21 protein-coding genes are annotated in these 26,614 nt (G+C 66.7%); 14 read left to right on the top strand and 7 right to left on the bottom strand.

Annotated features, from left to right (window positions below; translation table 11 throughout):
• Positions 1–25: 25 nt before the first annotated feature.
• The 4 genes from F8S13_24760 to F8S13_24745 are packed head-to-tail and all read left to right on the top strand — an operon-like array spanning position 26 to position 4,670.
• Entirely contained in the window at positions 26–1,150 is a 1,125-nt protein-coding gene (locus F8S13_24760) for an ABC transporter permease (GenBank protein ID KAB8140235.1), read from the top strand.
• Positions 1,151–1,180: 30 nt separating this feature from the next.
• On the top strand, positions 1,181–2,800 hold the full coding sequence (locus tag F8S13_24755) for an HlyD family efflux transporter periplasmic adaptor subunit (GenBank protein ID KAB8140234.1): 1,620 nt from the start codon (positions 1,181–1,183) through the stop codon (positions 2,798–2,800).
• A gap of 15 nt (positions 2,801–2,815) precedes the next feature.
• On the top strand, positions 2,816–3,757 hold the full coding sequence (locus tag F8S13_24750; protein ID KAB8140233.1) for an ABC transporter ATP-binding protein: 942 nt from the start codon (positions 2,816–2,818) through the stop codon (positions 3,755–3,757).
• Positions 3,747–4,670 (top strand): ABC transporter ATP-binding protein, encoded by a 924-nt coding sequence (locus F8S13_24745; protein ID KAB8140232.1) that lies wholly within the window; start codon positions 3,747–3,749, stop codon positions 4,668–4,670. The genes F8S13_24750 and F8S13_24745 overlap by 11 nt, the downstream gene beginning before the upstream one ends.
• A gap of 91 nt (positions 4,671–4,761) precedes the next feature.
• On the opposite strand, the gene F8S13_24740 is transcribed toward F8S13_24745, so the two are convergent.
• From F8S13_24740 to F8S13_24725, 4 genes are all read right to left on the bottom strand, one after another.
• Positions 4,762–5,982 carry a hypothetical protein gene (locus F8S13_24740; protein ID KAB8140231.1) on the bottom strand — a complete coding sequence of 407 codons (1,221 nt, stop codon included), beginning with the start codon at positions 5,980–5,982 and terminating at the stop codon, positions 4,762–4,764.
• A 75-nt stretch (positions 5,983–6,057) separates the two neighbouring features.
• Complete coding sequence (locus F8S13_24735) at positions 6,058–6,690, bottom strand: hypothetical protein (protein KAB8140230.1); 633 nt, start codon at positions 6,688–6,690, stop codon at positions 6,058–6,060.
• A gap of 37 nt (positions 6,691–6,727) precedes the next feature.
• The gene (locus F8S13_24730) at positions 6,728–8,047 is read right to left on the bottom strand and encodes a divalent metal cation transporter (protein ID KAB8140229.1); all 1,320 of its coding nucleotides are present in this window, start codon (positions 8,045–8,047) and stop codon (positions 6,728–6,730) included.
• Between the two features lie 87 nt (positions 8,048–8,134).
• Positions 8,135–9,370 carry a magnesium transporter gene (locus F8S13_24725; protein ID KAB8140228.1) on the bottom strand — a complete coding sequence of 412 codons (1,236 nt, stop codon included), beginning with the start codon at positions 9,368–9,370 and terminating at the stop codon, positions 8,135–8,137.
• A 1,468-nt stretch (positions 9,371–10,838) separates the two neighbouring features.
• Between F8S13_24725 and F8S13_24720 the strand changes: the two genes are divergently transcribed.
• The 4 genes from F8S13_24720 to F8S13_24705 are packed head-to-tail and all read left to right on the top strand — an operon-like array spanning position 10,839 to position 15,045.
• On the top strand, positions 10,839–11,624 hold the full coding sequence (locus tag F8S13_24720; protein KAB8140265.1) for an alpha/beta fold hydrolase: 786 nt from the start codon (positions 10,839–10,841) through the stop codon (positions 11,622–11,624).
• Positions 11,621–13,291, top strand: a complete 1,671-nt coding sequence (locus tag F8S13_24715) for an AMP-binding protein (GenBank protein ID KAB8140227.1) — start codon at positions 11,621–11,623, stop codon at positions 13,289–13,291. Before F8S13_24720 ends, F8S13_24715 begins: the two co-directional genes overlap by 4 nt.
• Before the next feature lie 18 nt (positions 13,292–13,309).
• A complete protein-coding gene (locus F8S13_24710) occupies positions 13,310–14,053 on the top strand; it encodes a hypothetical protein (GenBank protein KAB8140226.1) in 744 nt (247 codons plus the stop codon).
• A complete protein-coding gene (locus F8S13_24705; GenBank protein KAB8140225.1) occupies positions 14,053–15,045 on the top strand; it encodes an NAD-dependent epimerase/dehydratase family protein in 993 nt (330 codons plus the stop codon). Before F8S13_24710 ends, F8S13_24705 begins: the two co-directional genes overlap by 1 nt.
• 4 nt (positions 15,046–15,049) lie before the next feature.
• On the opposite strand, the gene F8S13_24700 is transcribed toward F8S13_24705, so the two are convergent.
• The gene (locus F8S13_24700) at positions 15,050–16,612 is read right to left on the bottom strand and encodes a hypothetical protein (GenBank protein ID KAB8140224.1); all 1,563 of its coding nucleotides are present in this window, start codon (positions 16,610–16,612) and stop codon (positions 15,050–15,052) included.
• A 141-nt stretch (positions 16,613–16,753) separates the two neighbouring features.
• Here F8S13_24700 and F8S13_24695 point away from each other — a divergent pair, with 141 nt between their 5' ends.
• The 5 genes from F8S13_24695 (at position 16,754) to F8S13_24675 (ending at position 24,143) form a co-directional block, all read left to right on the top strand.
• A complete protein-coding gene (locus F8S13_24695; GenBank protein ID KAB8140223.1) occupies positions 16,754–18,766 on the top strand; it encodes a phospholipid carrier-dependent glycosyltransferase in 2,013 nt (670 codons plus the stop codon).
• A gap of 39 nt (positions 18,767–18,805) precedes the next feature.
• On the top strand, positions 18,806–19,984 hold the full coding sequence (locus tag F8S13_24690; GenBank protein ID KAB8140222.1) for an acyl-CoA dehydrogenase: 1,179 nt from the start codon (positions 18,806–18,808) through the stop codon (positions 19,982–19,984).
• A 106-nt stretch (positions 19,985–20,090) separates the two neighbouring features.
• Positions 20,091–20,906, top strand: coding sequence for a TlyA family RNA methyltransferase (locus F8S13_24685; GenBank protein KAB8140221.1), 816 nt, complete (start codon positions 20,091–20,093; stop codon positions 20,904–20,906).
• Between the two features lie 116 nt (positions 20,907–21,022).
• Entirely contained in the window at positions 21,023–22,957 is a 1,935-nt protein-coding gene (locus F8S13_24680; GenBank protein KAB8140220.1) for a SpoIIE family protein phosphatase, read from the top strand.
• Positions 22,944–24,143 carry a cysteine--tRNA ligase gene (locus tag F8S13_24675; GenBank protein ID KAB8140219.1) on the top strand — a complete coding sequence of 400 codons (1,200 nt, stop codon included), beginning with the start codon at positions 22,944–22,946 and terminating at the stop codon, positions 24,141–24,143. The genes F8S13_24680 and F8S13_24675 overlap by 14 nt, the downstream gene beginning before the upstream one ends.
• A 66-nt stretch (positions 24,144–24,209) precedes the next feature.
• Here F8S13_24675 and F8S13_24670 read toward each other — a convergent pair whose 3' ends face one another.
• Positions 24,210–25,493: a DUF4097 domain-containing protein gene (locus tag F8S13_24670; GenBank protein KAB8140218.1), complete on the bottom strand. Its 1,284-nt coding sequence runs from the start codon at positions 25,491–25,493 to the stop codon at positions 24,210–24,212.
• Between F8S13_24670 and F8S13_24665 the strand changes: the two genes are divergently transcribed.
• Positions 25,492–26,064, top strand: coding sequence for a hypothetical protein (locus tag F8S13_24665; GenBank protein KAB8140217.1), 573 nt, complete (start codon positions 25,492–25,494; stop codon positions 26,062–26,064). The two genes, F8S13_24670 and F8S13_24665, sit on opposite strands and share 2 nt — an antisense overlap.
• Here F8S13_24665 and F8S13_24660 read toward each other — a convergent pair.
• Positions 26,061–26,606, bottom strand: coding sequence for a hypothetical protein (locus F8S13_24660; GenBank protein ID KAB8140216.1), 546 nt, complete (start codon positions 26,604–26,606; stop codon positions 26,061–26,063). The genes F8S13_24665 and F8S13_24660 overlap by 4 nt on opposite strands.
• Positions 26,607–26,614: the final 8 nt, after the last annotated feature.

The following is a 26,614-nucleotide window of genomic DNA, read 5'->3' as shown; positions in this document are numbered from 1 at the left end:
GTCAATTAAGAAAGAACCACGGCCTATGTTTTCACGAATCTGGCCAATCATGCGCAAGGAGTTCATCCACATCATCCGCGACCCGCGCACGCTGGCCGTGATGTTCGTCGCGCCGCTGATGCAGCTGATCCTGCTGGGCTATGCGGCCACCACCGATGTACGCAATGTGCCCATGGCCGTGCTCGACCAGAGCAACACCCAGCAGAGCCGCCATCTGATTGATACCTTTGTGCAGTCGGGGCAGTTTGTGGTGGCGCGTGTAGTGACATCCGAGACCGGGCTGACGCAGGCTATCGACCGTGGCGAGGTGAAGGCCGGGCTGCTGATCCCGCCGAGCTATACCGCCGACCTGGGGCGCGGCGGCGCACAGGTGGGCTTCGTGCTGGATGGATCGGATCCGACGGTGGCCAGCTCGTCGCTTTCGGCGGCGCGGCTGATCGGCCAGGTGGAGGCGACCAACATCCAGCAGCGCGTGGCCGGGCGGCGCGGCATGGCGGTGGCGAGCGCGCCGCTCGAGGTGCGCCCGCGCGTGTGGTACAACCCCGACATGGTGAGCGCGGTGTTCATGATCCCCGGCCTGATCGGGCTGGTGCTGCAGCTGCAGGCCACCCTGCTCACATCCTCGGCGATTGTGCGTGAGCGCGAGCGCGGCACGATCGAGCAGCTGATCGTGACGCCGATCAAGCCAATTGAGCTGATCGTCGGGAAGATCTTGCCCTACGCGCTGGTGGCCCTGCTGATCATGGCCGAAGTGCTGCTGATCGGCACCTTCTGGTTTCAGGTGCCGATCAAGGGCAGCCTGCTGCTGCTGCTGGCGATCTCGTGCCTGTTCCTGGTGACGACGCTGGGCATCGGGCTGCTGATCTCGACGATCGCGAATACGCAGCAGGAGGCCTTCCTGCTCACCTTCCTCACGCTGCTGCCGTCGGTTTTCTTGTCGGGATTTATCTACCCAATCGCGGCGATGCCACGCTTTCTTCAGATGTGCAGCTATCTTATCCCGCTCACCTATTTTCTGCAGGTGGTGCGCGGGATCGTGATCAAAGGGATTGGGCTGGATGCGCTGGTGCAGCCGGTGATCGCGCTGGCGATCTTCGGCAGCGTGCTGATTGTGCTGGCGTCGATGCGTTTCCGCAAGCGGCTGGACTAGGAGCTATGGTTAACATAGAAGAGGTGATGTATGCGTGAGCGATTGCCAAAAATAGCACCTGTGGTGCTGGTGGTGGTGCTGATCGTCGGTGGGCTGTGGTGGTGGAATGGGCGGACAGCCACCGCTAGCGAGGCGCAGGGCCTCACTGGGTCGGGCACGATCGAGGCCGAGGAGATCCTGATCACATCCGAGGTGGCGGGGCGCGTGCAGGAGCTGCAGGCCGATGAGGGGCAGGAGGTAGCACAGGGCGCGCTGCTGGCGCGGCTCGACCGCGCGCTGCTGGATGCCCAGCGCGCCCAGGCGGCGGCGGCGGTGGATGTGGCGCAGGCCAACCTCGACCTGCTGAAGGCTGGGGCGCGTACCGAGGAGGTGGCCCAGGCCGAGGCGGCGGTGGAGCAGGCCCAGGCCGCGCGCGATGGCGCTGCCAAGGGCTACGAGAACGCCCAGGCCATGCTGAAGAACCCCCAGGAGCTGAACGCCCAGGTGGCCCAGGCGCGCAGCAACCGCGACGCCGCCCAGCGCGCCCTGGAGAAGCTGAAGGCCGGAACTCGCGCCGAGGACATCGCGGTGGCCCAGTCCTCCGCCGAGCAGTCCCAGGCGAACCTGCAGGCTACCCGCGACCGCCTCTCGGCCACGAAGACCCAGGCCGAGGCACAGGTGGCCCAGGCGGCGGATGCGCTGACCCAGGCCCAGGCGCGCTACGCCCAGGCCAAGGCGAACTGGGACCGCGCCCAGGAGACCGGCAACGACCCGATGGTGCCCAAGGTGACGAACACGACCAACGGCAAGAAGACGGATAACAAGCTGAGCGATGGCCAGCGCGAGAGCTACTATTCGCAGTATGTGCAGGCCCAGGCCGCGCTGAGCCAGGCCGAGGAGGCTGTGCGTACCGCCCAGGTGGCCGCCGAGGCCGCCCGCCAGGCCGAGGTGACCGGTGTGCAGGCCGCCGAGCAGCAGCAGGCCGCCGCCGACGCGACCCTTTCCAAGGCCAAGGCGGGCGCGACCGCCGAGGATCTGCGGCAGTCCCAGACCAACCTGAGCAACGCCCAGCGCCTGCTGGACATCGCCAGCTCCACTGCGGCCAACCCGCTGCAGCTGCACGCCGCCGCCGATGCGGCCAAGGCCCAGCTCGATTCTGCCGATGCGCAGCTTGCCTCGGCCAAGGCGCGGCTGGAGCAGACCAAGAATGGCGCGCGCGTCGAGCAGGTGGCGGTCTCCGAGGCGCAGCTGAAACAGGCGCAGGCGGCGCTGCAGCAGATCGACGTGCAGCTTTCCAAGACCGAGCTGCACGCGCCACGGTCGGGCATTATTTTAACTCGCCCTATTCACGAAGGAGAGCAGGCCAATGTGGGCACGACGCTGATGACGATTGGCACGCTTCAGACCGTCAAGCTGACGGTCTATATTGCCGAGTCGGAGATCGGGCGGGTGCGGCTGGGCCAGAAGGTGAACGTGGTGGTGGATAGCTTCCCTGGGCGCACCTTCGAGGGCACGGTGAGCTATATTGCGGGCGAGGCCCAGTTTACGCCGCGCAATGTGCAGACCAGCCAGGAGCGCGCGACTACCGTGTTTGCTGTGAAGGTTCAGCTGCCGAATGAGGATCACGCGCTGAAGCCGGGCATGCCAGCCGACGCCACGATTCTGGAGTAGCGCACAGGGGCAACCATGAGCATGATCGTGATCGAGGATGTGGCCCGCGCGTTTGGGGCGGTGCGGGCGGTGGATGGGCTGAGCCTGACAGTGGAGCAGGGCCAGATCTACGGGCTGATCGGGCCGGATGGGGCGGGCAAGACCACCACGCTGCGCCTGCTGTGCGGCCTGCTGCTGCCCGACCGTGGCGCGCTGCGCGTGGGCGATACCGATGTGCGGCGCGACCCCGAGGGCGTGCGGCGGCAGATCGGCTATATGCCGCAGCGCTTCAGCCTGTATGGCGACCTGACGGTGGCCGAGAACATGCGGTTTTTTGCCGACGCCTACGGTGTGCCAAACGCCGATAGGCCCGCGCTGATGGCTCGCCTGCTCGCGTTTAGCCGCCTCGAACCCTTTCAAGCCCGGCGCGCCGAGGCGCTCTCGGGCGGCATGAAGCAGAAGCTGGCCCTGGCCTGCGCGCTCATCCACCGTCCGGCGGTCCTGCTGCTCGATGAGCCGACCACCGGCGTCGACCCAGTGGCGCGGCGCGAGTTCTGGTCTATCCTGCGCGAGGCGGCCCGCACCGACGGCATGACCGTGCTGGTCTCCACGCCCTACATGGACGAGGCCGACCGCTGCCACGTGGTCGGCTTCATGCGCGACGGCAAGATGATGGCCTCGGGCCGACCGCGCGAGCTGCAGCGGCTGGTGCCCGGCGCGGTGCTGGAGGTGAGCGCCGCGCCGCTGCGCCAGGCCGAGCAGGCGCTGCGCCGCATGGCGGGCGTGCGCGACGTGCAGGTGCTGGGCGACCGTATCCACCTGCTGGCCGATGCCGCCCCCGACCAGGCGGCGCTGGCCCAGCAGCTGGGCGCGGCGGGCGCGACGCTGCACAGCGCCCGCCAGGTGGTGCCCACGATGGAGAACGTGTTTATGTACCTGCAGCGCGGTACGCCGAGGGAGGCCAGCGATGGCAAGTAGCTACGCGGTTGAGACCCACGATCTCACACGGCAGTTTGGCAGCTTCACCGCCGTAGACCACGTGAGCTTTCAGGTGGAGGCGGGCGAGGTGTTCGGCTTCCTCGGCCCCAATGGCTCGGGCAAGACTACCACCATCCGCATGCTGTGCGGCCTGCTGACCCCGACCAGCGGCGACGGCCATGTGCTGGGGCTAGACATCGGGCGCGAGGGCGAGCAGATCAAGGCGCGGATCGGCTATATGTCGCAGAAGTTCAGCCTCTACCCCGATCTGCGGGTGATTGAGAACCTGGAGTTCTACGCCTCGGTCTACGGTGTGCCGCGCGTGCAGCAGCAGGGCCGCATGGCCGAGCTGCTGGCGCTGGCCGACCTGCGCGGGCGCGAGCGCGAGATGACTAGCGCACTTTCGGGCGGCTGGAAGCAGCGCCTGGCTCTGGCCTGCGCCATCGTGCACCGCCCGCAGGTGCTGTTCCTGGATGAGCCGACCGGCGGCGTCGACCCTGAGGCGCGGCGGGTGTTCTGGGAGCTGATCTACACGCTGGCGACCGAGGGCGTGACGGTGTTTGTGACCACGCACTATATGGATGAGGCCGAGCACTGCAACCGCATCGGGATGATGCACGGCGGCAAGCTGATCGCGCTGGACACACCCGCTGGCCTGAAGCGCAGCACTATCCAGGGCGAGATGCTGGAGATCGAGGGTTCGCCGCAGGATCTGGCGCTGGATGTGCTGAAGGGGCTGCCGGGGGTGCGCGATGTGGCCCCGCACGGCGCGCGGCTGCACGCCCTGGTGGATAGCGTGGCGGCGCAGGCCCCCGCCGCGCTGTCGGCGCTGGCGCAGGCCGGGGTCGAGGATGCGCGGGTCGAGCCGATCGACCCCTCGCTGGAGGATGTGTTCGTGGCGCTGGTGGGGTGATTCCGCCTACAGCCGAGCGCTTTATGCGATCCGCCACATTCAGATACTGAGTGCGGCGGATTATTTGTACCGAATGTTATGCCACCCACAATTAGAACTGCGGTTGACCGATGAAGATTGCCCCCCAAGCGTTGATACTAATACTAAGCAGGATACCAATACGGAGAAAAATCGGGATATTCTCTGACTTAAGATGCGCAAGCATGATAATCACTAAGATAGTAAAATCAAGACTAAAGCGATAGCCAAATTGATACCACCCAGTGTTATAGTAAGTGAGCAGTGGGATGAGGAGAAGACCGAGCGATATCCACGAAGCGATGACAAGGGGCGTGCGCTTCTGCGGAAAGAACAGATAAATAAGCGCAGGCGATGTAAGAAAGAGGCTCATCCCCACTGGGTCAGGTAAAAGTATATGTGATTCGCTATTCCATATCGGCGGAGCGAACAGCATAACCCACACGTTCTTTGGGGTAAAATGGATATTGAACTGCCCATAGCGCTGTAGATCCTCCTTCAGCGGTGCCGCGACGCTCTGGCTCTGGTACCCAATATCAAATATGTGTTCAAATCTGATATAGTTGTAGGTTAAGAAGAGCAGTATTGACACCACAATAGGTATGCCTGCGTGCAGCACCCACTGAAAAAGAAATCTGGTGCGCTGCTTCTGCTCTTTTTCCTGTGCGATCTGTAACCCGATTCCCAGAATAACAACAGCGAGCAGAATAATATGCGGACGCGCCCAGAGCGCAAGCGCCAGAGCGCTTCCCGAAAGGACAGGTGATCGTTGCGCTAGTGCAGCCCAGATGCACAAAATACTAAAAGTGACCGTACATATCTGGCTGAGAAACCATACTGATCCCACAGTGGCAACCTGCCAGTGAACAGTGCCAAAACCAAAGAGTGCGGTTAGCCAGAGGCTATCTATCAGCTGGATTTGTGTCCAACCTTTATGTATGAGCGACTGAATCAGCAGGAAGACACATGTGGTATTTATTGCCCCAACCACTACTGAAAAAAGTACTGTATTGATATCGCCAAGCACCGCAATAAAGGGCAGCATCAGCAAGGCTGGAAGCGGAGGAAATGGCACATACCAGCGACCATTGTAGAAAGTGAGATCGTGGGTACTGATAGGATTTTCGATAGCGATATGTCCGTGAAGCAGCGCTTTGGCCAGCGTATTAAAGTGGGCATCGATAGGTGTATAGGATTGCCCGCTTGCCAGTGCAGAAAAGAGGTAGATAAACAGTGTAGCGATAAATATCGCAAATGCGATAGTGATAGTCTGCCGATGATAGTTGTTATTCATAATTGCCCGCAGTACCGCTTTTGTGCTCTCAGTCGGCCTAGTATACCAGAGTGCATGGCATGCTTGCTCACTATGTTATCGCAGGTCAATCGGCTGAAGGCCCACGCGCACGAGCCGCAGCCGCCCCGTGTGGTCGATGGTGGGGCACAGCGCCCCCGGCTGATCGCGCGGGCGCAGCTCGAACAGTACGTTGCGGCCATGGACGTCGCGGTAGCGCGCAGCATAGTCGGCAAAAGCGCGCTGGAAGTGCGACTGCAGCCAGGATGTGAGCAGCCAGTCGGCGCGGCTGGGGCCTGCGGCGCGCAGCTGAAAGCGATCCCACTCGTAGCCGTAGGCGAACTCGCGGGCCTTGACCAGGCCGGTGAAGGTCAGGCCGATCAGCGCGGCGGGGCTGAAGGGCACCTGGGCCAGGCTGGCCACGCGGGCGGTGTGGAAGTAGGCCCCGCCGATGAAGCGCCCGTTCAGGTAGTGGCGCTCGTCGATCAGCTCCAGCGCGAACACCCGCCGCTGGGGGTCGCACACCACAAAGACCGCCTTCTCCTCGCCAGCGCCCAGCGGTGCGCTGCGCCAGCCCTCGGCAGCGATCTGCAGCTGCCCGCCCCGGTAGGCCAGTGCGTGCAGGATCTGCTGGTGCTGGCCGCCCCACTGCGCGGGCGGCAGCTTCTGCACCCAGACCAGATCTTCCCCGAAGCGGTAGGGAAACTGCATCTGCCGCTCTCCTCTTTTTACCATGCGGCCCCAGCGGCTACAGATGGATGCCGAACCAGCCTAGCACGGTGATCACGATCAGCGAAAACGACAGCACGCTGACGGTGATCGCCACGCCCCAGGCGATGGTGTTGAAGATCGGCCCGTTCACGTGCCTGCCCATCAGCTCGCGGTTGTTGATCAGCGCGAGGATGGCGAACAGCTCGATCGGCAGCAGCAGGCCGTTCAGCACGTAGACGCCCACCAGCACCTGGATGAGCGGCAGCCCGGGGATGAGCGCCAGCAGCGCGCCCACCGCCACCAGCCCGGTGAACAGCCCCAAGAACATGGGGGCCTCGTCCCACGTGCGCGACACGCCGCGCTCGAAGCCCAGCGCCTCGCTCATCATATAGGTGGTGGAGATAGGCAGCACCCCGGCGGCTAGCAGCGAGGCCCCTAGCAGTCCGACCGCGAACAGCACGCTGGCGTACTCGCCCGCGACTGGGGCCAGGGCCTGGGCCGCGTCGGATGCGCTCTCGATGGTAATGCCGCGCGGGTAGAGCGTGGTGGCCGTGGCGATGATGATAAACGAGGCGACAATGCCTGCAAATACGGTGCCGGTGATCACATCGAAGCGGGTGTAGCGGTACTCGTCGGGCGTCACGCCCTTTTCCACCACCGATGACTGGATGTAGAGCTGCATGTAGGGCGACACAGTGGTGCCGATCAGCGCGATCAGCAGCTGCAGGTAGTCGCCGTTCCAGTGGATGGTGGGCTGCAATGTGCTGCGCACCACCTCGCCCCAGTCGGGCTTGGCCAAAAAGGCCGCCGCGATATAGGTGAGGAACACGGCGGAGAGCGCCAGGAAGACCTTCTCCACGCGGTCGTAGGAGCCGCGCGTGATCAGCAGCCACACGATGAACGCGGACAGCGGCACCGCGATGTAGCGGCTGACCCCGAACAGCTCGGCGGCGGCGGCGATGCCGACAAACTCGGAGACGATAATGCCGAAGTTGGCGATAAATAGCGTGCTGAGAATGAGCGCGGTGGCGCGCAGCGGGAAGTTCTCGCGCACCAGGTCGGAGAAGCCCTTGCTGGTGACAGCGCCGAGCCGCGCGCTCATCTCCTGCACCACGCCCACGAAGATGGTGACGATCACCATCGCCCAGAGCAGGTTGTAGCCGTAGCTGGCCCCTGCCGAGGCGTAGGTGGCGATGCCACCGGCGTCGTTGCCGGCGGATGCGGCCAGCAGCCCTGGCCCCAGCGCCATGAGGTAGGGCCAGATGCCACGGCGGCTGAGGCGGAAGCGCGGGCGCTTGGCCGGCTCGTGGGGAGTGGTGTCGATGGCGGTCTCGTTGATGTGCTCGTTTGTGGTCATGATGATCCCTCGGCTTGTGGTGTGGGCTGCCACGCGCTGCGGCGGCCACGGCTGATCCAGCGGGCGGACATGGGTGGGGCGGCGCGGCTATAGGTGGGTGCGCGCGCCGCGACGGCTCCATATCTCGGGCATCAGCACTGCCAGGGCATCATCGACGCTGACCACGCCGACCAGCCGCATCGACTCGTCGAGCACGGGCACGGCCAGCAGGTTGTACTCGGCCAGGATGCGGGCCGCATCCTCGGCGCGGTCCTCGGGCTGCACGGTGGGCAGGTCGTCCTCCATAATGTCGTCGATCAGCATGGCGGGGTCAGCCAGCATCAGGGCGCGCAGCCGCACGATCCCGCGCAGCTCCTCGGGGTCTTGCTCGGAGACGACATAGACGGCCAGCAGCGGGTCGGGCGGGCTTTCGAGGGTGCGGATGGCCTGCAGGGCCTCGTGGATGGTGGAGCCCATGGGTACGCGCACGAAGTCGGTCTCCATGATGCGGCCCACGCTATCCTCATCGTAGGAGAGCGCCTCTTGGATGTCGGCGGCCTCCTCTGGCTCGATGCGGGCCAGGATGCGGGCGGCGATGTCGCGGGTCAGGTCTTCGAGGGCGTCGGCGGCAGCGCCGGGGGCCATCTCCTCAAGGATGTCGGCGGCGCGCTCGATGTCCATGCCCTCCAGCAGGTCGGCCAGGCGCTCGTCGCTCACTTCCTCCAGCAGGTCGGCGGCGGTCTCGTGGTCCAGCCCGCCGATCAACTCGGCGCTCTCGCGGAAGGAGAGCGCGTCGACGATGCGGGCCAGGTCCACCGGGTTCAGCTCGGTGAGGCGGTTGTAGGAGACCTTGAGCTGCACGGGGGCCGCCGAGGCCAGGTACTGCACCTCATCCCAGTCGATGATATGGCGGCCCTGGATGCGGTCGGCCAGGCGTTTGGGCGCGAGGCGGCGGAACAGGGCCTGGGCGCTCACATCCACGCCGATCACGCGGAAGTCGGACTCGATCTTGGTGAGCTGCACGTCGTTGACGCGCACGATCCGCCGCCCGCTGATGTCGATGATCTGGTGGTCGAGCACATCCTTGGCCAGCAGCACCTCGCCATCGCGGCGGCGGAAGGGCTGGACATCCACCACCGATGAGTTGAGCTTGGCTACGCCGTTCATGCCCACCAGGTGGGCGGCGGGCACGAAGAAGCGCCGCCCACGGTCGCGCACCACAATCCCGCTGATTGAGGGGTAGGGCGAGTGGTCGATGCGGACGATCAGGTCGTCGAGCTTGCCGATGAGCTCATCGGTCTTGCCGCAGACTGGGCTGTCGAGTAGGTGTGCCAGAAACATCATTGCGAGCCTCCCTTCGCTGGCGGCAGCGGGCTTGGCTGTGCCCCGCCAGGTTGTGCGCTATGCCCAAGGCATAGCAACGCCCCCGTGCTGCGGCACGGGGGCGTGAAGGCTCGCCCGATGCGCTAGCGAGGTGCGCCGGGCGGGAACATCACGCGGCCTTGGTGCGGCAGGCACGCGGGAACGGTCGGTGAGTTGTGGGGTTCCGTTGTCGTGTTCGGCGACCGCAGTACGGCCGCCCAACGTTGATGACTACCGTCCATCGAGTTCCTCAAAAAGAACACCCCTTCGGCATGCAATGCAGAGGGGTGCGCAACAGCGGTAAATACCGTAGTCGTTGCGTCTTCTCCCCCCTGGTTGAGCTTAAGCTCTCATATGGCGTAGCCAGCATGGGCAGTCGCATTAATGCGGCCCTTAGCTCGAACCGCACGGTATGCCCCTGAGCGTCTTTCGACGGGCCGGAGCAGCGACTTCTGTCCATATGAGCGCCGCGCCTAACGAAGGAGCGACACAGTTGTATGTGGCGAATGCCACAGGGCAAGTATACCGCCGCTTTTCTTGCTCTGTCAAGTTGCGGGATGGGTGCAGCTTGGGCGCGTTATTGGGTAGGTGTGCGCTGATGCGGCGAGCAGAACCATCGTATCTGCAGAAAACGCTGTTCGTGCACCGCCGGGTATGGTGCTGGTTAGGACTCGGTGCGTGAATTTCTTGCGCGGGCGGTGCCTAGGGGCCAGCCCCTCACATGGTGTCACTTTTGCAGCGTTCCCAGGTCTGTTTGGCAACCATGTGGGATCGATGGCCGTGAATCACATTGCCGTCATCGCCCCGCGACCCGATGCCCGCAATGATCCACAAGGGGTGTAGGGGCGGGTCTGGTGCCCGCCCCATCGCGATACGCCGCGTTCATCGCACCCTCATCCGATGCATGCGGCGCGTGCCGATGCGCTCCGTGTTTCATCGCATACATCGCATACATCGCACGGTATTCGATGAACGCGATGCCCACGGTGTGGGCGGGCACCAGACCCGCCCACACCGTGGGCATCGCTGGTGCGGCATCGCCCAGCGCGGGTACCACACCAGCAGGCGTTCCCATGTCTGATATGGGTCGGCATGCGCTTGGATGCACCCTGCCGCATCCCAATACCCCTCATGAAAAAGCGACACCATGTGAGGGCCAGCCCTCTATCCAAATGCTTTTCTTGTCCCCTTCGTGTCTTCGCGCCTTCGTGGTATTCGTTCCCTTTTGCTCCTTGGCGTTTTGGAGCCTTGGTGGTAAAGCGGTTCCCCTTGCGGTGTGGCGGGGTCGAATCGGGCCAGATTGTATGCTATAGTATCCCGCGAATCTCACCTGCGTACCAAACCAAGGAGGATCGCCGTGGCTACCGCACAGCGTACAGAGATCGATCTTGGGCCCACCCAGGCGCTCTACCCGTTCGCGCAGCAGCGCATCGCCGTACCCGGCGGCACGATGAGCTATGTGGATGAGGGCAGCGGGCCGGTGGTGGTGCTGCTCCATGGCAACCTCACGTGGTCGTTCTACTACCGTCGGCTCATTCTGGCGCTGCGCGAGGCCCACCGTGTGATCGCGCCCGATCATCTGGGCTGCGGCCTGTCGGACAAACCGCAGGGCTACCTCTACCAGCTGGCGAACCATATTAAAAATCTGGCCCTGCTGCTGCGCCAGCTGGGTGTCGCCGAGGCCGATCTGGTGGTGCACGACTGGGGCGGGCCGGTCGGGCTGGGCTACGCGGTGCGCCACGAGCTGCGGCTGCGGCGGCTGGTGGTGATGAACAGCCTGGCCTTCCTGCCGCCGCGCGTGCCGCTGCCGGTGGCGCTGGGCCAGGTCGCGCCGCTCGGCGATCTGCTCAGCCGCCGCCTGGGGCTGACGCCCTACGCCGCGCCGTGGGACACGCCTACGCTGCCGCAGGATGTGCGCGAGGGCCACCTGATGCCCTACCGCAGCCACCACGACCGCATCGCGCTGCAGCGCTTTGTGGAAGACCTGCCCACCCACCCTAGCCACCCCACATGGCCGCTGATGGAGGCGATCGACCGGCAGATCGGCCAGTTCCGCGAGACCCCCGCGCTCATCCTCTGGGGTGGGCGCGACACCTTTTTTGACGATAGCTTCCTGAGCGGCTGGATGCAGCGCTTCCCGCTGGCCTCGGCGGCGCGCTACGACGAGGCGGGGCACTACCTGCTGGAGGAGGCCCCGGGCGAGGTGGCCTCGCGCATCGTGCGGTTCCTGGCATGACGAGTGAGGCTGCGCAGAACATCGCGGCCTTCCTGCCCGAGCAGGCCCGGCTGCGGCCTGATCAGGTGGCGGTGCTGCACGAGACGCCGCGCGGCTGCGAGCGGCTGACCTACGCCGAGCTGGCGCGCAAGAGCAACGCACTGGCCTGGGGCCTGGCGGGCTGCGGCATAGCGCAGGGCACGCGGGTGCTGCTGATGGTGCCCGCCGGGCTGCCGCTGCTGGCCCTAGGCTTCGCGCTGTTTCAGGTGGGCGCAGTGCCCATCCTGATCGACCCGGCCATGGGCACGCAGAACATCCGCCAGTGCATCGCCGAGGCCGCGCCCGAGGCGCTGATCGGCGTGCCGCGCGCGCACCTGCTGCGGCTGGCCGCGCCGGGCGCGCTGCGCCACGTGCGCCGCTGGGTGACGGTGGGCCGCTACGCTGCGCCGGGCAGCCTGCGGCTGGGTGCGCTGGAGTCGGTGGGGGCGGGCGTGGCCGCGCCCTACCCCACCGCGACAGTGGCGGCGGATGATACGGCGGCGATCGCCTTTACCACTGGCAGCACAGGCGTGCCCAAGGGCGTGCTGTACGAGCACAGCATGCTCAACGCCCAGTGCGCTGTGCTGCGCGAGCACTATGGCATCCAGCAGGGCGAGGTCGAGATGCCGGTCTTCCCGCTGTTTGTGCTGTTTAATGTGGCCATGGGTCTGACCTCGGCCATCCCGCCTATCGACCCCACGCGGCCAGCCGCGTGCGACCCCGCCGAGGTGGTGTCGTTCATCCAGCGCCACCGCGTCACCTCGTCGTTTGGCTCGCCCGCGATCTGGGCCAAGGTGGCGGCCCACTGCGCCGAGCGCGGCGAGCGGCTGCCCTCGCTGCGGCGCGTGATGATGGCGGGCGCTCCGGTGCCCGCGCGGCTGCACGCGCAGATGCTGCCGCTGCTGGGCGAGGGCGGCGGCACCCACACGCCCTACGGCGCGACCGAGGCCCTGCCGATCACGTCGATCGGCGGGCGCGAGGTGCTGGCGGCCCAGGCCGAGCGCGGCCCGACCGCCGGGGCCTGCCTGGGGCTGCCGCTGCCCGGCATGGAGCTGCGGATCATCCCGATCGGCGAGGATGCGCTGACCAGCTGGACCGATGTGGAGCCGCTGCCGCCCGAGGCGGTGGGCGAGATCGTGGTGTGCGGGCCGATGGTGACGCGGCGCTATCTAGCCCGCCCCGAGGCCAACCGGCTGGCCAAGATCGCCGACGGCGCGCGCGTGTGGCACCGCATGGGCGACGTGGGCTATCTGGATGCGCAGGGGCGGCTGTGGTTCTGTGGTCGTAAGGCGCATCGCGTGCCCACGGCAGGCGGCACCCTGTTCACCGAGCAGGTCGAGCCGGTGTTCAACCAGCACCCCGAGGTGGCCCGCACCGCGCTGGTGGGGCTGGGCGGCGGCGCGCTGCGCACGCCTGCCATCGTGGCCGAGCCAAGGCCGGGGCATTTCCCGCGCAGCCGGGCCGAGCGCGCCCGCCTGGCCCACGAGCTGCTGGCGCTGGGCGCATCCACGCCGCTCACAGCGGGCATTCGCACGGTGCTATTTCACCCGGCCTTCCCAGTGGATGTGCGCCACAACGCCAAGATCTTCCGCGACCGCCTGGCGGCCTGGGCCGAGCGTCAGCGGCCATTGCAAGAAGCGGGCTTCTAGCCCTTGAGAAAGCGACCCATGAAGCAAAGCACAAAGCTCCTCCTCGATCTGTTTGTCGGTGCGGTCATCCCCATCCTGGTGCTCAACTTCCTCACGCCGCGCACGGGTGCGCCCACCGCCTACGTGGTTGCCGCGCTCATCCCCGTGGCCTGGGTGTTCTATGACCTGCTGTTTCTCACCAAGAAGTTCAACTTCATCACCAGCTATATCGGGCTGGGTGCGATCATTAACGGCGTGATTGCCTTCTGGTTCGTGGATGGGCTGCTGTACGCGATCAAGGACAACATGAGCCTGCTCGTCACCACCATCATCTTCGCGGTGTCGGCGCTGCTGGGCAAGCCGGTGTTTCGCTTCTTTTTCGCCCAGGCTGTGAACCCCAACACCCCCGAGCGCGAGCGTGCGCTAGCCGAGCTGCTGCGCGAGCCTGGCATCCCAGCCAAGCTGCAGCTGGCCACCTGGCTGGTGGTGCTGGCCAACGTGATCGCGGCGGTGATCAACTTCTTTCTGAATCTGAATATCGTAGTTGCATCGTTTGGCACGCCCGAGTTCAACAGCCAGGTGGCCTATGTGAACGGGCTGACCCGCGTGGTGCTGCCCATCCCCAACCTGATTGTGGTGAGCATCGGCTTCTGGATCGTGTACCGCGCGATCTTCGAGCACCTGCCGCAAGATGGCGACACGCCCAAGCTGGAGAGCGACTTCTGGGAGCTGATGCGGCTGCGCGAGGAGTCGCGGGCGGCCCAGCCGGAAAGGGCGGCCTGATGCGAGCGCTGGTGACGGGCGGCAATGGCTTTATCGGTCGCGCGATCGTGGAGCAGCTGCTGGCGCGCGGCGACGAGGTGCGGGTGGTGGGCCGCAGCCGCTACCCCGAGCTAGAGGCGCTGGGCGTGGCCTGCTTTCAGGTCGATCTGGCGGTGGGCACGCCGCTAGCCGACGCGCTGGAAGGCTGCGATGTGGTGTTCCATGTGGCCGCCAAGGCCGGGGTCTGGGGCACGCTGCGCGACTTCTACCAGAACAACGTGACGGCCACGCAGCATATCGCGCGGCAGGCCGCCCGCGCCGGGGTGCGCCGCATGGTCTATACCTCCTCGCCCTCGGTGGTGTTTGGCGAGGAGAGCGTGGAGCACGCCGACGAGTCGCGGCCCTACCCGCGCCGCTACCTGGCGGCTTACCCCTACACCAAGGCCCTGGCCGAGCAGTGGCTGCTGCGCCAGCCCGGCCTACTGACGGTAGCCATCCGCCCGCCGCTGGTCTGGGGGCCACGCGACGCCACGCTGATGCCCATCCTGGTGCGGCGGGCGCGCGCCGGGCGGCTGCGGCGGGTGGGCGATGGCACCAATCTGGTGGATGTGACCTATGTGGAAAACGCAGCCGCCGCGCATCTGGCAGCCGCCGACCGGCTGCGCGCGGGGTCGCCGGTGGTGGGCCGGGCCTACTTCATCGGCCAGGAGCAGCCGGTGAACCTGTGGGCCTTTATCAACCGCCTGCTGGAGCTGGTGGGCGCGCCACAGGTGCCCGACCACCCGGCCATTCCTTACCCCCTGGCCCGCGCCGCCGCTGGGCTGATGGAGGATGCCTACCGGCTGCTGGGCGGCGGCCAGGAGCCTCCGCTCACGCGGCTGCTGGTGGCGCAGATGGCCAACTCGCGCTACTTCGACCTGAGCGCGGCGCGGCGCGACCTGGGCTACGCGCCGCTGGTGAGCACCGAGGAGGGGCTGGCGCGCACGGCGGCCTGGCTGCGCGCGGCGGCCTAGGGCCTCATGGCTCGTTAGGGGGTGTGTCGGCGGGTGGCTCGAACCGCACGGCGGGCGGTAGCGTGGCGACGAACTGTGGCAGCATGGCGCGCACGCGCTGGGCGGTGGCCTCGTCGGTGGCGTAGAAGGTCACCTTGTCGGTCACGGTGGCCTCGAAGCGGCTCATCCGCAGCGTGCCAAGCGGCACCCAGCTGGGCGGCACGCCTTTAAACCAGTAGCTGTAGATCATGGCTAGGTGCACATCGTGCTGCTGGGCGATCTGCTCCATCCAGATCGGGTCGGGCGTGTCGCCCAGCCGCAGCTGCAGCGCCGGATAGGAGGCTAGCCCCCACAGATCGAGCACCGGCTGCTTTCCGCCCCATGTGACCAGCCCTATGTCATTGACGGCGACGGGGGCGCGGTAGTAGTCGGCCACAAAGCGCGCCATCTGAAACTGCTGCTCGTAGACATTATTGCTGCCGATCGGCATCTCCACGGTTGCGATCAGGCTGGTGACGCTGACCAGCGGAGCGATCATGACCAGCGTGATGCTGGCGAGAATGGGCCGCACCCGCTCCACGATCGACATAATCCGCTCGGGGTGCGCGATGATCAGAAATGCGCAGTCGCTGGCGAGCAGGTACATCTCGTAGCGCGGGTAGCCCGCAGTTCGCCCAAACAGCAGGTGGATGGCGGTGGCGGCGGCCATGATCCAGGCCACGGGCTGCAGCGTCGGCCTTGTTCTCAGCAGCATAGCGGCGATGCATGCTAGCAGCACCAGCCCGGGCTGCGAGAAAAAGATCTTCTGGAGTCGGCTGCCCAGGAAATCGCCGACCGATGTGCCGTAGGCGCTCGACTTGGATATGACCGAGCTTGGCAGCAGCCCCACGCCGTGGGAGGCCAGCATGGCGGTGAATGCGCCCATGACCACCACGATGACGCCCACGCAGAGCGCCGCCTGGCCCACATGCCTGCGCCACAGCAGGTAGATGATGGCCAGCCCAGAGAGCACTAGGCACTCGTAGCGCAGCAGCGGTGCCAGAATGATCGCGGCGCAGAGCCACCAGGGCACCATGCGCCGCTCGCGCTCGATCAGCAGCCCGCGTAGGGTGAGCAGCGTGCAGCAGATCTGAGCGTTGTGCTCCATGCCGGTGAAGGTGAGGCCGATCAGATTGGCCGTCACCATGAGCCAGATCAGCAGGATGGCCTGGGTCGCCTGGGTGTATCTGGCCTCCACGCGCCCGAATGCCTCGGCAAACATGCGCGCCAGCAGCGAGATGCTGCCGATTGCGCTGGCCATGCTGAGGATCAGCGGAGCGTAGACTCCGATCGGCAGCGTGGTAAACGGCGCGATCAGAACGGGCCAGATGATGCTGGAGGCCGGTGCGGCGAACTCGCCGCTGTTCATACCGTAGCTGCCATGGAGAATATTGCGCGCCAGCGACAGGTGAATGTAGGGGTCATCGAGGGTGTAGGTAAAGGTGCCGCTGTTGAGCGCAAGGGCGCACCCGAGCAGCACGCCGCAGATGCCGATATAGGCGGCAATGGCGATTACGCGCGGTCGTTGGGATGGGCGAGCGGTCGTCATGTGAGTGCACCTGTTCAAAGATAGAGATGGCGCTGCTATCATACCGGATCTGAGTCCTCATGCGCTACTCTTTGACACCACCGCCGCATCTGGCCTACAATCCAGCCGGATACGCTTTGCTTCCAACAGGTGCGCGCTGCTGTGATTGAACTTTCCGATTCCCCCTCGCGCCGCTGGCCGCTGCTGGCGCTGCTGTTTTTGCTGGCGCTGCTGCCGCGCGCGCTGGCGCTTGGCTCCTTCATAACGATCGACGAGGCCTTTGCGTGGCTGGGCCGCTCGCACGAGTTTCTGGATGCGCTGGGGCGCGGCGACTACGCTGCCACGGCGATCTCCGGCCACCCTGGCGTCACCACGATGTGGCTGGGCGCGGCGGGCCTGCGCCTGCATGCGGCGCTGGCCGCTGCGGGCTTTGCCGACGCCCAGGGCCAGCTGGCCGAGCTGCGCTCTATGCGGCTGTTTGTGGCGCTGGTATGCTCGGCGGGGGTGGCGCTGGGCTACGCGCTACTGCGGCGGCTGGTGGGCGGGCGCGCGGCGCTGCTGGCCGGGCTGCTGTGGGCCTGCGACCCCTTTCTGGTGGCCCACGCCCAGCTGCTGCACACCGATGCGCTGCTGGCGACCTTTATCACCCTTGCGGTGCTGGCGCTGCTGGTGGCGCAGGGCGGCGCTGGGCAGCCGGTGCGCTGGGGCGCGCTGGCGCTCTCGGCGGCCTGCGGCGGGCTGGCCTTCCTCACCAAATCGCCCTCGGCTATCCTGGTGCCGATGGTAGGGCTGCTGGCCCTGGCGCAGCTGTGGCGGGCGCGGCGGGCTGGCCTGCCGTGGCGCACGGCCCTAGTGGGCGCGGCGGCACCGGCGCTGGCCTGGGCGGCGCTGGCCGCGGCCACGTGGCTGGCGCTCTGGCCCGCGGCCTGGGTCGCGCCCGGCGCGGCGCTGGCCAAGGTGCTGGCCGAGGTGAGCGGCAATGGCGCGGAGCCGCACGCCTGGGGCAACTTTTTCATGGGCGTATCGGTGGCTGCGCCGGGGCCGCTGTTCTACCCGGTGGCGGCGGCCTACCGCCTGACGCCCTGGGTGGGGCTGGGGCTGCTGGCCGCTGCCGCGTTGGCACTGGGGCGGCGCTGGCGGCCTGCGGGTGGCGCGGCGCTGCTGTGGCTGCTGGTGTTTGTGGCCATGTTCGCGCTGGCCATGAGCGCGCTGCCCAAGAAGTTTGACCGCTACCTGCTGCCGATCTTCCCCGCGCTGGATGTGCTGGCCGCCGTCGGCCTGCTGGCGCTCTACGATGCGCTTCTGGCCCGCTGGCAGGCGGCGCGGCACGCACTGGTCTGGGGCCTGCCGGGGCTGCTGGCCGCCGCCATGGTCGGCACGCTCCTGTGGTTCCACCCCTACGAGCTGGCCTACTATAGCCCGCTGCTGGGCGGCGGCGCGGCGGCGGCGCGCTCGGTGCCGGTGGGCTGGGGCGAGGGGCTGGAGGATGCCGCCGCCTTCATCGCCCAGGACGACCCCAGCTGCGAGCTGCCGGTGGCTGCGCCCTTCCCCGAGATCATGGCCTTCTACCGCTGCAACCAGGCCATCGAGCTGAACTGGCCGCCGACCCTGCGCGAGCCGTCCTATGCTATTCTGACGGTGGATCAGATCCAGCGCGGCGATGCGCCGGATGTCACCACGGCGCTGCGCGCATCCGGCCCGCCCGCCTACACGGTGCTGCGGCACGGCATCGAGTACGCCTATGTGTACCGCGTGCTGCCGCATATCGGTCACCCGCTGGCGGCGCGCTTCGGCGGCGCATTTGCGCTGCACGGCTATGACACCCACACATCTGGCCTAGATGCGAGCGGCGTGCTCACGGCGACGCTCTACCTAGAGCCGCTGCTGGCCGCCCCGCCCGACGCCATGCTGTTCATCCATGTGCTGGATGCCAGCGGCGCGCAGGTGGCCGCTGTGGATGTGCCGCTCCAGGCGGCGTGGCGCCCGGGCCATGTGGTGGTCTGGCGGCAGAGCATCCCCGTGGCGCGGCAGCTGCCCCCCGGCTCGTACTGGCTCTCGCTGGGCCTCTACACGCCGCAGGATCAGCGCCGCCTGGGGCTGGAAGCCAGCCCGCTGCCGGGCGCGCCGACGGATGGCCCCGATGCGCTGGTGGTTGGGCCGATCAACATCCCCTAGCGTAGAACCAATCTCCCCTCGATCAAGAAAGGCAACCGCATGCTCCGAGAAGAACTGACCGATCGCCAGCGCCGCACCGTCGACCTGGCTGCCGAGCTGGCCGCGCGCTTCGCGCCGCAGGTGGATGCGAATGATCGCCAGGGTCGCTTTCCGATAGAGAACTACCAGGCCCTGCATGATGCGGGCTACCTGCGGCTGGTCATCCCCGCCGAGTACGGCGGCGCGGGGGCCGATGTGCTGGAGATGGTGCTGGCCCAGGAGCACCTGGCCATAGGTGATGGCGCGACGGCGCTGGCCGCGGGCATGCTGGTGCAGCTGCTTGGGCGGCTGGCCGAGGATCGCCCCTGGCCCGAGCCGGTATTTGGCCAGGTCTGCCGCACCATCGCCGCCGAGGGCGGGCTGATCAACTCGGTGGTGACCGAGGCGGCCATGGGCAGCGTCTCGCGCGGGTCGCTGCCCTCCACCACGGCCACGCCGGTGCCCGGCGGCTATATGGTGTGCGGCCACAAGATCTTCGCCACGGGAGGCCCGGCGCTGCGCTACATGGCCACCGGCGTGGTGATCCCGCCCTCCGGCGGCGTGCACCAGGCCGAGACGGCCACCGCGATCATCGACGCGCGCACCAGCGGGGTTTTGGTGCAGCAGACGGGCGGCGAGAGCCTAGGCATGCGCACCAGCGGGAACGACGATGTGGTGTTCGAGGATGTGTTTGTGCCTGAGGATTATGTGGTCGATCGGCGGGTTGTGGGGGCTGCCGCGCCAGGCAGGCTCAGCGGCTGGTCGCTGGCGATTGCGGCGGTGTATCTGGGGGTGGGCCAGGCGGCCTGCAACGCCGCCTGCGGCTACGCCAACACCCGCACGCCGCCCTCGTTGGGCAAGCCGATCGCCACGCTGCCGCATATCCAGCAGTGGGTCGGCGAGATCCAGGCGCGGCTAGATGCCTGCCGCGCGCTGCTCTACAGCACCGCGCGGGCCTGGTCGGCCCACCCCGAGCTGCGCGACGGGCTGGCGGCGCAGATCGCCAGCGCCAAGTACCTGTGCACCAACACCGCCTGCGAGGTGACGGATCTGGCGCTGCGCGTGGCCGGGGGCTTCGGCACCACGCGGGCGCTGCCGCTGGAGCGGCTGCTGCGCGATGCGCGCGCTGGCCTGTTCCACCCCCTGCAGGATGATCTGGCCCTGGCCCTGATCGGGCGGGCGACGCTGGCCAGCCGCTAGGCGCTGCCCAAGAATGACCGGGGGCTACGTTTATTTGACTGGTATGCCCTAACGCCCTGCCGTGCGGCTTGCACGCTGCGTGCGGGTTCAGCTACAATAGCCCCCTATGAAAAAAGTACGACTTGACCAACTGATGGTGGAGCGCGGCCTCGCAGAGAGCCGCAGCAAGGCCCAGGCCCTGATCATGAGCGGCGTGGTGCGGGTGGCGGGCCAGCCCCGCGACAAGGCGGGCGACATGGTGCCGCCCGATGCCGACCTGGCGCTGGCCGAGACCATGCCCTATGTGAGCCGCGGCGGCTACAAGCTGGCCCACGCCCTCGCCTCCTTCCCGATCTCGCCCGCTGGCCGCACCGCGCTAGACATCGGCGCATCCACCGGCGGCTTCACCGATGTGCTGCTGCAGCACGGCGCATCCTATGTCTACGCTGTCGATGTGGGCTACGGGCTGCTCGACTGGAAGCTGCGCAGCGACCCGCGCGTGGTGGTGGTGGATCGCACCAACGTGCGCTACCTGGAGCAGCTTCCCACGCCCGCCGCCCCCGCCGAGGGCGAGCCGCCCAGCATCCCCACGCCTAGCTGCGCGGTGATCGACACCTCGTTCATCTCGCTGCGCCTGGTGCTGCCCGCCGCCCAGCGCCTGATCGCCCCCGGCTCGTGGATCGTGGCCCTGATCAAGCCGCAGTTCGAGGCCGGCCCCGAGCAGGTGGGCAAGGGCGGCGTGGTGCGCGACCTGAAGGTGCGCGCTAATGTCATCCGCAGCGTGATCGCCTTTGCCGATGGTGTGGGGCTGGCCGCGCACGGGCTGGCCCGCTCGCCGATCACTGGCCCGGCGGGAAATGTCGAGTTTCTGCTCTGGCTGGGCGGCGATGGCCCGGCGCTGGATGTCGAGCAGGCGATCGCGGTGGCCAACCAGGCTGGCTAGGCCGCTGCGATCTTTTGCCTTCTGTATGCGGAATCGCCCATAGGTGCTGGATAGACCCCACGCGGGTTATGCTATAATGCACAGTCTATGCGGGGTTCCTCTTCCAAGGTGCATTCATGCGCAGTGCCAACAGTCCGAGCGATGTGGTGCCTGATCGACACGCCAGGGAAGATGCGCGCAGAAGCATCGCATCTCGCCTCCTCTGGTCGTACCTCGTCACATCCACCGTCCCGCTGCTGCTGATCGGCGTGCTGCTGATCGGCATCGACTTCAACACCCAACGTGAAAATGTCTATAACGAGCAGCTGGGCCTGGCCAGCCGCACCTCGCGCAGCATCGCGCTCTATCTGAGCAACTTCGTGCGCGAGTTTGGCGTGTTCGAGGTCTTTATCCAGCCCGATACGGGCGGGCAGAACGAGATCCGCGAGCGCGCCGCCGATATGGCCAGCGAGATGTACCCCGACCTGCTTGAGGTCTCGGTGGTGGATCGCACCGCCCACGAGATCGTGCGCACGCAGCGGGTGCAGCTGGCCCGCGAGGACGAGCTGCGCGACCTGAGCGCCGACCCGCTGATCCAGGCGGTGATGCAGCACGACACCATCACCTTTACCACCACGCTCGATGCGCAGGGCGCGAACGATTTTGTGGTGGTGATGCCGCTGCACAATAGCTCGGGCATCGTGGTGGGCGCGCTGCGGGCCACGATCGACTCGACCAAGGTGATCGAGGAGCTGCGCGCATCCACCGATGGCACATCCAACAATGCCTATCTCTACGATTTGCGCACCAGCGCGCTGGTGGTGAATGATGGCAGCGTGAACTTTGTGCCGCCGACGGACATGAAGCATTTTCTGGGTGCGACCAATACCGTGCACGAGTACATCGGCGCGCGCACGCTGAGCGTGGTGGGGGCGATCAGCCCTCTTGAGCTGAGCGATGGCCGCGCGACGGGCTGGAGCGTGGTAGCCGAGAAGCCCTCGCTGATCGCCTTTGCCAACCTGCGCCGCAGCATCTGGGTGCTGGCGCTGGTGGTGATCTTGGTGGATGGCGCGGTGCTGATCTGGTCGCTGCGCCAGGCCAACGACTTTATCCTGCCGCTGCGCGCGCTGAGCGGTGGCGCACGGCTGGTAGGCAGCGGCCACCTCGACCACCGCATCACCATCACCAGCAACGACGAGCTAGGCGATGTGGCCAGCTCGTTCAACCAGATGGCCGCGCACCTGCAGCAGTCGCTGGATGAGATCGAGCGGCAGAACGATCGGCTGCGCCACGGCCTGATGCTGGCCCGCGACATCCAGCTGGGGCTGCTGCCCGACCGTGCGCCCTGGGGTGGCGACGAGATCGCGGTGTTCGCCCGCTCGGTGCCAGCCTACGAGGTGGGCGGCGATTTCTACACCTACATCGCGCTCTCCGAGGGCCGGGCGGCCATCGCCATCGGCGATATCTCGGGCAAGGGCGTGGGCGCGGCGCTGCTGATGTCGCTCACATCCAGCGCGGTCGAGTCGCACGGGCGCGAGCTGGAGCACCCCGCCGAGGTGCTCTCGACGCTCAACACCCTGCTCGCGCCGCGCCTGAAGGCCAGCCATATGAACGCGGCCCTGATGTTTGCCGTGTTCGACCCGCGCGAGCGCATGCTGCGGGTCGCCAATGCGGGCATGATCGCACCAGTGCTGATCGGTGCGTCGGGCTGCCGCTTTCTCGATGTCGGCGGGCTGCCGATCGGCGCGTTCGCTGGGGCCGAGTACCGCGACCTGACCACCGAGATCGCGCCGGGCGATATGCTGCTGCTGCTGAGCGATGGCGTTGTGGAGGCCCACAACGCCCAGGGGGAGATGTTCGGATTCGATCGGCTGGAGGCCCTGATCGCTACGGCCCAGCCGCTGGGGGATGTTCGCGCGCTGGTGGAGCTGATTCTCAGCAAGGTTCAGATGTTTATTGGCGAGGCCGAGCAGCACGATGATATCACGCTGGTGGCCGTTCGCCCTATGTTCTCGGTGGAAGATCGTCTGTGTGACGAGGAGGCGCAGGCAAGACGCTATGCAACTGTTTGACACCCTTCGCGGGGCCGCCGCTCCGCTTGAGATACCGCAGGATCGCCCCCTGACCCTGTATGTCTGCGGTGTAACGCCGTACGACACCACCCATATCGGCCACGCCCACACCTTCCTGATCTTCGATGTGCTGCAGCGCTACCTGCGCTACCAGGGCGCCGAGGTGCGCTACTGCCAGAACGTGACGGATGTGGACGACCCGCTGTTCGAGCGCGCCAAGCGCGATGGCGTGGCCTGGGATGAGCTGGCCCGCCGCGAGACCGAGCAGTTCCGCGCCGACTGCGCGGCTATGAACATGCTCGCGCCGACCTATGCGCCCAAGGCCTCGGAGGAGATCGCCGGCATGCAGGCGATCATCGCCAAGCTGGTCGAGCTGGGCTACGGCTACGCGGCGGGCGGCAGCGCCTACTACCGCGCCCGTATGGCCCCCGACTATGGCGCGATGCCCAAGCTCGACTACGAGGCCCTGCTGGCGGTGGCCAACACGCGCGGCAACAACCCCGCCGACCCGAACAAAGAGGATCCGCTGGACTTTGTGCTGTGGCAGCCCTCGCGCCCCGGCGAGCCGAGCTGGCCGAGCCCCTGGGGCGAGGGCCGCCCCGGCTGGCACATCGAGTGCACCGCCATGTCCACCCGCTACCTGGGCGACCAGATCGATATCCACGGCGGCGGCAGCGACCTGGTGTTCCCGCACCACCCATCCGAGATCGCGCAGACCGAGCCGGTGACGGGCAAGTCGCCGTTTGTGCGCTTCTGGGTGCATGGCGGCATGGCGCGGCTGGATGGCGAGAAGATGTCGAAGTCGCTGGGCAACATGGTGTTTGTGCGCGACGCGCTGAAGGAGCACACCGCCGACGCGCTGCGCTGGTACCTGATGTCGTTCCACTACCGCGCCGACTTCGACTATGTGCGCGAGGACGTGGTGGCCACCGAGTCGAAGATCACGCAGCTGAAGTCGGCCCTGCGCGCCGAGTCGGGCGCGGGCGCGCCGCTGGATGCGGCCTCCTACCGCGCCGCCTTCCTGGGCGCGATGGACGCCGACCTGAACACCCCCGCCGCGCTGCACACACTGGATGCGCTGTCCGGCGCGGTGCTGGCCGCCGCCCGCGAGGGCCGCGACCTGGCCAAGGCCCAGGCCACCCTGCGCGAGCTGGCGGGTGCGTTCGGCTTCCTGGCCGCCGAGTAGCCTTTCCCCCAAGCACAGCAAGGCCCCAGGCAGCCTCGCAGGCTGCCTGGGGCCTTGCTGTGCGCCCTACTCGCCCTGCACCTGGATGTCGCCAGTGACGGTGGAGATCTGCAGTTCGGCTCCGCCCTTGCCCAGCGTGCCGCTGACGCTAGCGGGGTTTTCCTCTCTGCGCTGCAGCTCGATCCCGTCGCCGATGCTGATCGCGCCGCTCGATGTGTCGGCGTGCAGCACGAGGTCGCTATTCTCGGGGATGCGCATGTCGACGCTGCCCGAGACGGTGTTGAGCGTGTGCTTGGCGCTGGTGGCCAGCGCCCCATCGAAGGTGATATCGCCGTTCACGGTGTTGAGGCTCAGGCTGCTCTCCTGCGCGTCGTGCACCGCAATGCTGCCGTTGGTGTTCTGCAGCGCGATCTTGCCCGATGCCCCTTCGATGTCGATGTCGCCGGTGACAGTGGAGGCTTGGACATCGCGGCTATGGCTGTCGGTGAGGCTGATCGATCCATTGGTGCTCTGGGCCACCAGCGAGCCTTGCAGCCCCTCCACGTGAATATCGCCATTCGTGGTCGAGGCGCTCAGCTTGCCGCCAAGGTTGGATGCGCTGATCGTGCCGGTGCTGATAGCGATCGTGACCGGGCCATCCACATCGGCCACGCTGATGTCGCCGACGGTATTGCGGATGTTGACGCTTCCGCTCTTGGGTATGGTGATGTGGTAGCTCAGCTGTCGGTCGCCGCTGATCGGCAGATAGGGCTTGGGGCCGCCGTGGATCTCCAGCGTGTCGCCGCGCGCTTCCTGCCGCAGGTCGTAGTCCTCGGGCGCGCCGCCCTCGTAAACGATCTCGATCTGGGTCTCGCTGCGATCCCAAGTGCTCACATCCACCGTGCCGTTGCTGATGTCGAGCATGAGGTTCTGGGTCGGGTAGGTCTGCGCGAGCAGCGAGGACGTGCTGACGCTCTCGGTGGCAACCGAATCTTGAGGCGGGCGCGTATTCTCATGGAGGGCGATCCCCAGCCAGCCGAGGCCGAACACCATCAGGATCGCGCCCAGGGCGCGGGTGGTGCGCTGGCGCTGGGTGGCCATGGGCGGCACGGCGGGCGGGGTGTAGCCTGGGATATCTTGAGGCTGGTAGGGCGTGTCGGGTATCTGTCGCTCGGGCATCATCTCTTCCTTCACCGCTAGGCAGAATCTGAGGGTGCTAGGCTTCTGTACGCCATACAGCACCATTTTCTCTGCTGCTACGACGCTGGGCGGCGGCAGATAGTTGCGGGCGTGGTATACTGCTACGATCTGGTGAAGCGAACGGTGCGGCGCAGAGCAAAGCCGCCCGAAACAGGGCGGCGGCAGCGACATGAACTACCTGGTAGATGGACATAATCTGATCGGTAAGATGCCCGGGATCGCGCTCGACGACCCAGATGATGAGGCCAAACTGGTGATGGTGCTGCGGCGCTATGCCACGGCCAACCGTCGGCGCAACATCATCGTGATCTTCGACCGTGGCGTGTACGGGCACCCGGTGCGGCTGGATGGCTATGGGATCACATGCTACTTCGCCCAGTCGCCCCAGGATGCCGACACGCAGATCATCCGCCGCATCGCCCAGATCGAGCGCACCTCCGACTGGCGCGTGATCACATCCGATCGACGGGTGGCGCGGGCCGCCCAGGCGCGCAAGGTGCGTGTGATCAGTTCGACCGAGTTTGCCGCCACCCTGCTGGCCTCGCCCCACATTAAGATCGACCCCAACGAGGAGAAGCCGCGCGAGGTGCGGCTCTCGCCCGCCGAGGTCGAGGAGTGGCTGCGGCTGTTTGGCGAGCCGGTCGACCAGCCGCCCGAGGACGAGGACGTGATGCCGCCTGAGCCAGGGCCGCTGAAGCAGCCCAAGCGCTATGTGCAGAAGCGGCGCGTCCGCAAGCGCTAGGGCTGCTTCAGCTTGCCGGTGGGGCCGCTATTCTCGCACAGCACCGCGCGCTTGGTGCGGTCGGTGTGGTAGTTGTAGCTCTTGCCGTCGGCCTCAAGCACGATCTTGAACCCCGAGATGATTACCTGGGTGTAGGCCATGTCGGGCTGGGGGCAGCCCAGCGCGCCGTTGTTCCACTCGACCTCCTCTACCGACGTTGTGGCGATCTTGTCCGTGGTGATGCTCAGGCGCTTGGCCAGATCCTGCGTGGCGATAGCGACCATGGCGCTCTGCTCGTCGGCGGGCTGTGCGGTCTGCTCGGGCATGGCTGCCTCCTTGGGCTGCTCTGTCGGCGGTGCGGCGGTGTCGGCGGGCGCGGCGGTGGCGGTGGCCGCTGCCGTGGGCGATGGGGCGGGCGCTCCCGTGGGCGCGGGCGCGGCGGTGCTGGCCCCGGCGGTGGGCGCGGCGGCGCTGTTGCCCGGCTGCGGTGCCGCGCCGCCCGATGCGCCGCAGGCCGCCAGCGCGCAGGCCATAGCCGTCAGCGCCAAGATCCGTCGATACATAGCAGAAA

Source organism: Chloroflexia bacterium SDU3-3, assembly GCA_009268125.1.
Taxonomy (GTDB): Bacteria; Chloroflexota; Chloroflexia; order Chloroflexales; family Roseiflexaceae; genus SDU3-3.
The sequence above is the reverse complement of the archived record's forward strand: the minus strand, read 5'-3'. Positions and strand labels throughout refer to the sequence as shown.

Excerpts from the sequence above, each read along its gene's own strand:
- F8S13_24680 (KAB8140220.1), top strand. The coding sequence starts at position 21,023 with ATGCGCAGTGCCAACAGTCCGAGCGATGTGGTGCCTGATCGACACGCC.
- F8S13_24750 (KAB8140233.1), top strand. The coding sequence starts at position 2,816 with ATGAGCATGATCGTGATCGAGGATGTGGCCCGCGCGTTTGGGGCGGTG.
- F8S13_24745 (KAB8140232.1), top strand. The coding sequence starts at position 3,747 with ATGGCAAGTAGCTACGCGGTTGAGACCCACGATCTCACACGGCAGTTT.
- F8S13_24660 (KAB8140216.1), bottom strand. The coding sequence starts at position 26,606 with ATGTATCGACGGATCTTGGCGCTGACGGCTATGGCCTGCGCGCTGGCG.
- F8S13_24720 (KAB8140265.1), top strand. The coding sequence starts at position 10,839 with ATGAGCTATGTGGATGAGGGCAGCGGGCCGGTGGTGGTGCTGCTCCAT.
- F8S13_24715 (KAB8140227.1), top strand. The coding sequence starts at position 11,621 with ATGACGAGTGAGGCTGCGCAGAACATCGCGGCCTTCCTGCCCGAGCAG.
- F8S13_24665 (KAB8140217.1), top strand. The coding sequence starts at position 25,492 with ATGAACTACCTGGTAGATGGACATAATCTGATCGGTAAGATGCCCGGG.
- F8S13_24725 (KAB8140228.1), bottom strand. The coding sequence starts at position 9,370 with ATGATGTTTCTGGCACACCTACTCGACAGCCCAGTCTGCGGCAAGACC.
- F8S13_24735 (KAB8140230.1), bottom strand. The coding sequence starts at position 6,690 with ATGCAGTTTCCCTACCGCTTCGGGGAAGATCTGGTCTGGGTGCAGAAG.
- F8S13_24760 (KAB8140235.1), top strand. The coding sequence starts at position 26 with ATGTTTTCACGAATCTGGCCAATCATGCGCAAGGAGTTCATCCACATC.
- F8S13_24670 (KAB8140218.1), bottom strand. The coding sequence starts at position 25,493 with ATGTCGCTGCCGCCGCCCTGTTTCGGGCGGCTTTGCTCTGCGCCGCAC.
- F8S13_24710 (KAB8140226.1), top strand. The coding sequence starts at position 13,310 with ATGAAGCAAAGCACAAAGCTCCTCCTCGATCTGTTTGTCGGTGCGGTC.
- F8S13_24740 (KAB8140231.1), bottom strand. The coding sequence starts at position 5,982 with ATGAATAACAACTATCATCGGCAGACTATCACTATCGCATTTGCGATA.
- F8S13_24690 (KAB8140222.1), top strand. The coding sequence starts at position 18,806 with ATGCTCCGAGAAGAACTGACCGATCGCCAGCGCCGCACCGTCGACCTG.
- F8S13_24705 (KAB8140225.1), top strand. The coding sequence starts at position 14,053 with ATGCGAGCGCTGGTGACGGGCGGCAATGGCTTTATCGGTCGCGCGATC.
- F8S13_24755 (KAB8140234.1), top strand. The coding sequence starts at position 1,181 with ATGCGTGAGCGATTGCCAAAAATAGCACCTGTGGTGCTGGTGGTGGTG.
- F8S13_24730 (KAB8140229.1), bottom strand. The coding sequence starts at position 8,047 with ATGACCACAAACGAGCACATCAACGAGACCGCCATCGACACCACTCCC.
- F8S13_24675 (KAB8140219.1), top strand. The coding sequence starts at position 22,944 with ATGCAACTGTTTGACACCCTTCGCGGGGCCGCCGCTCCGCTTGAGATA.
- F8S13_24685 (KAB8140221.1), top strand. The coding sequence starts at position 20,091 with ATGAAAAAAGTACGACTTGACCAACTGATGGTGGAGCGCGGCCTCGCA.
- F8S13_24700 (KAB8140224.1), bottom strand. The coding sequence starts at position 16,612 with ATGACGACCGCTCGCCCATCCCAACGACCGCGCGTAATCGCCATTGCC.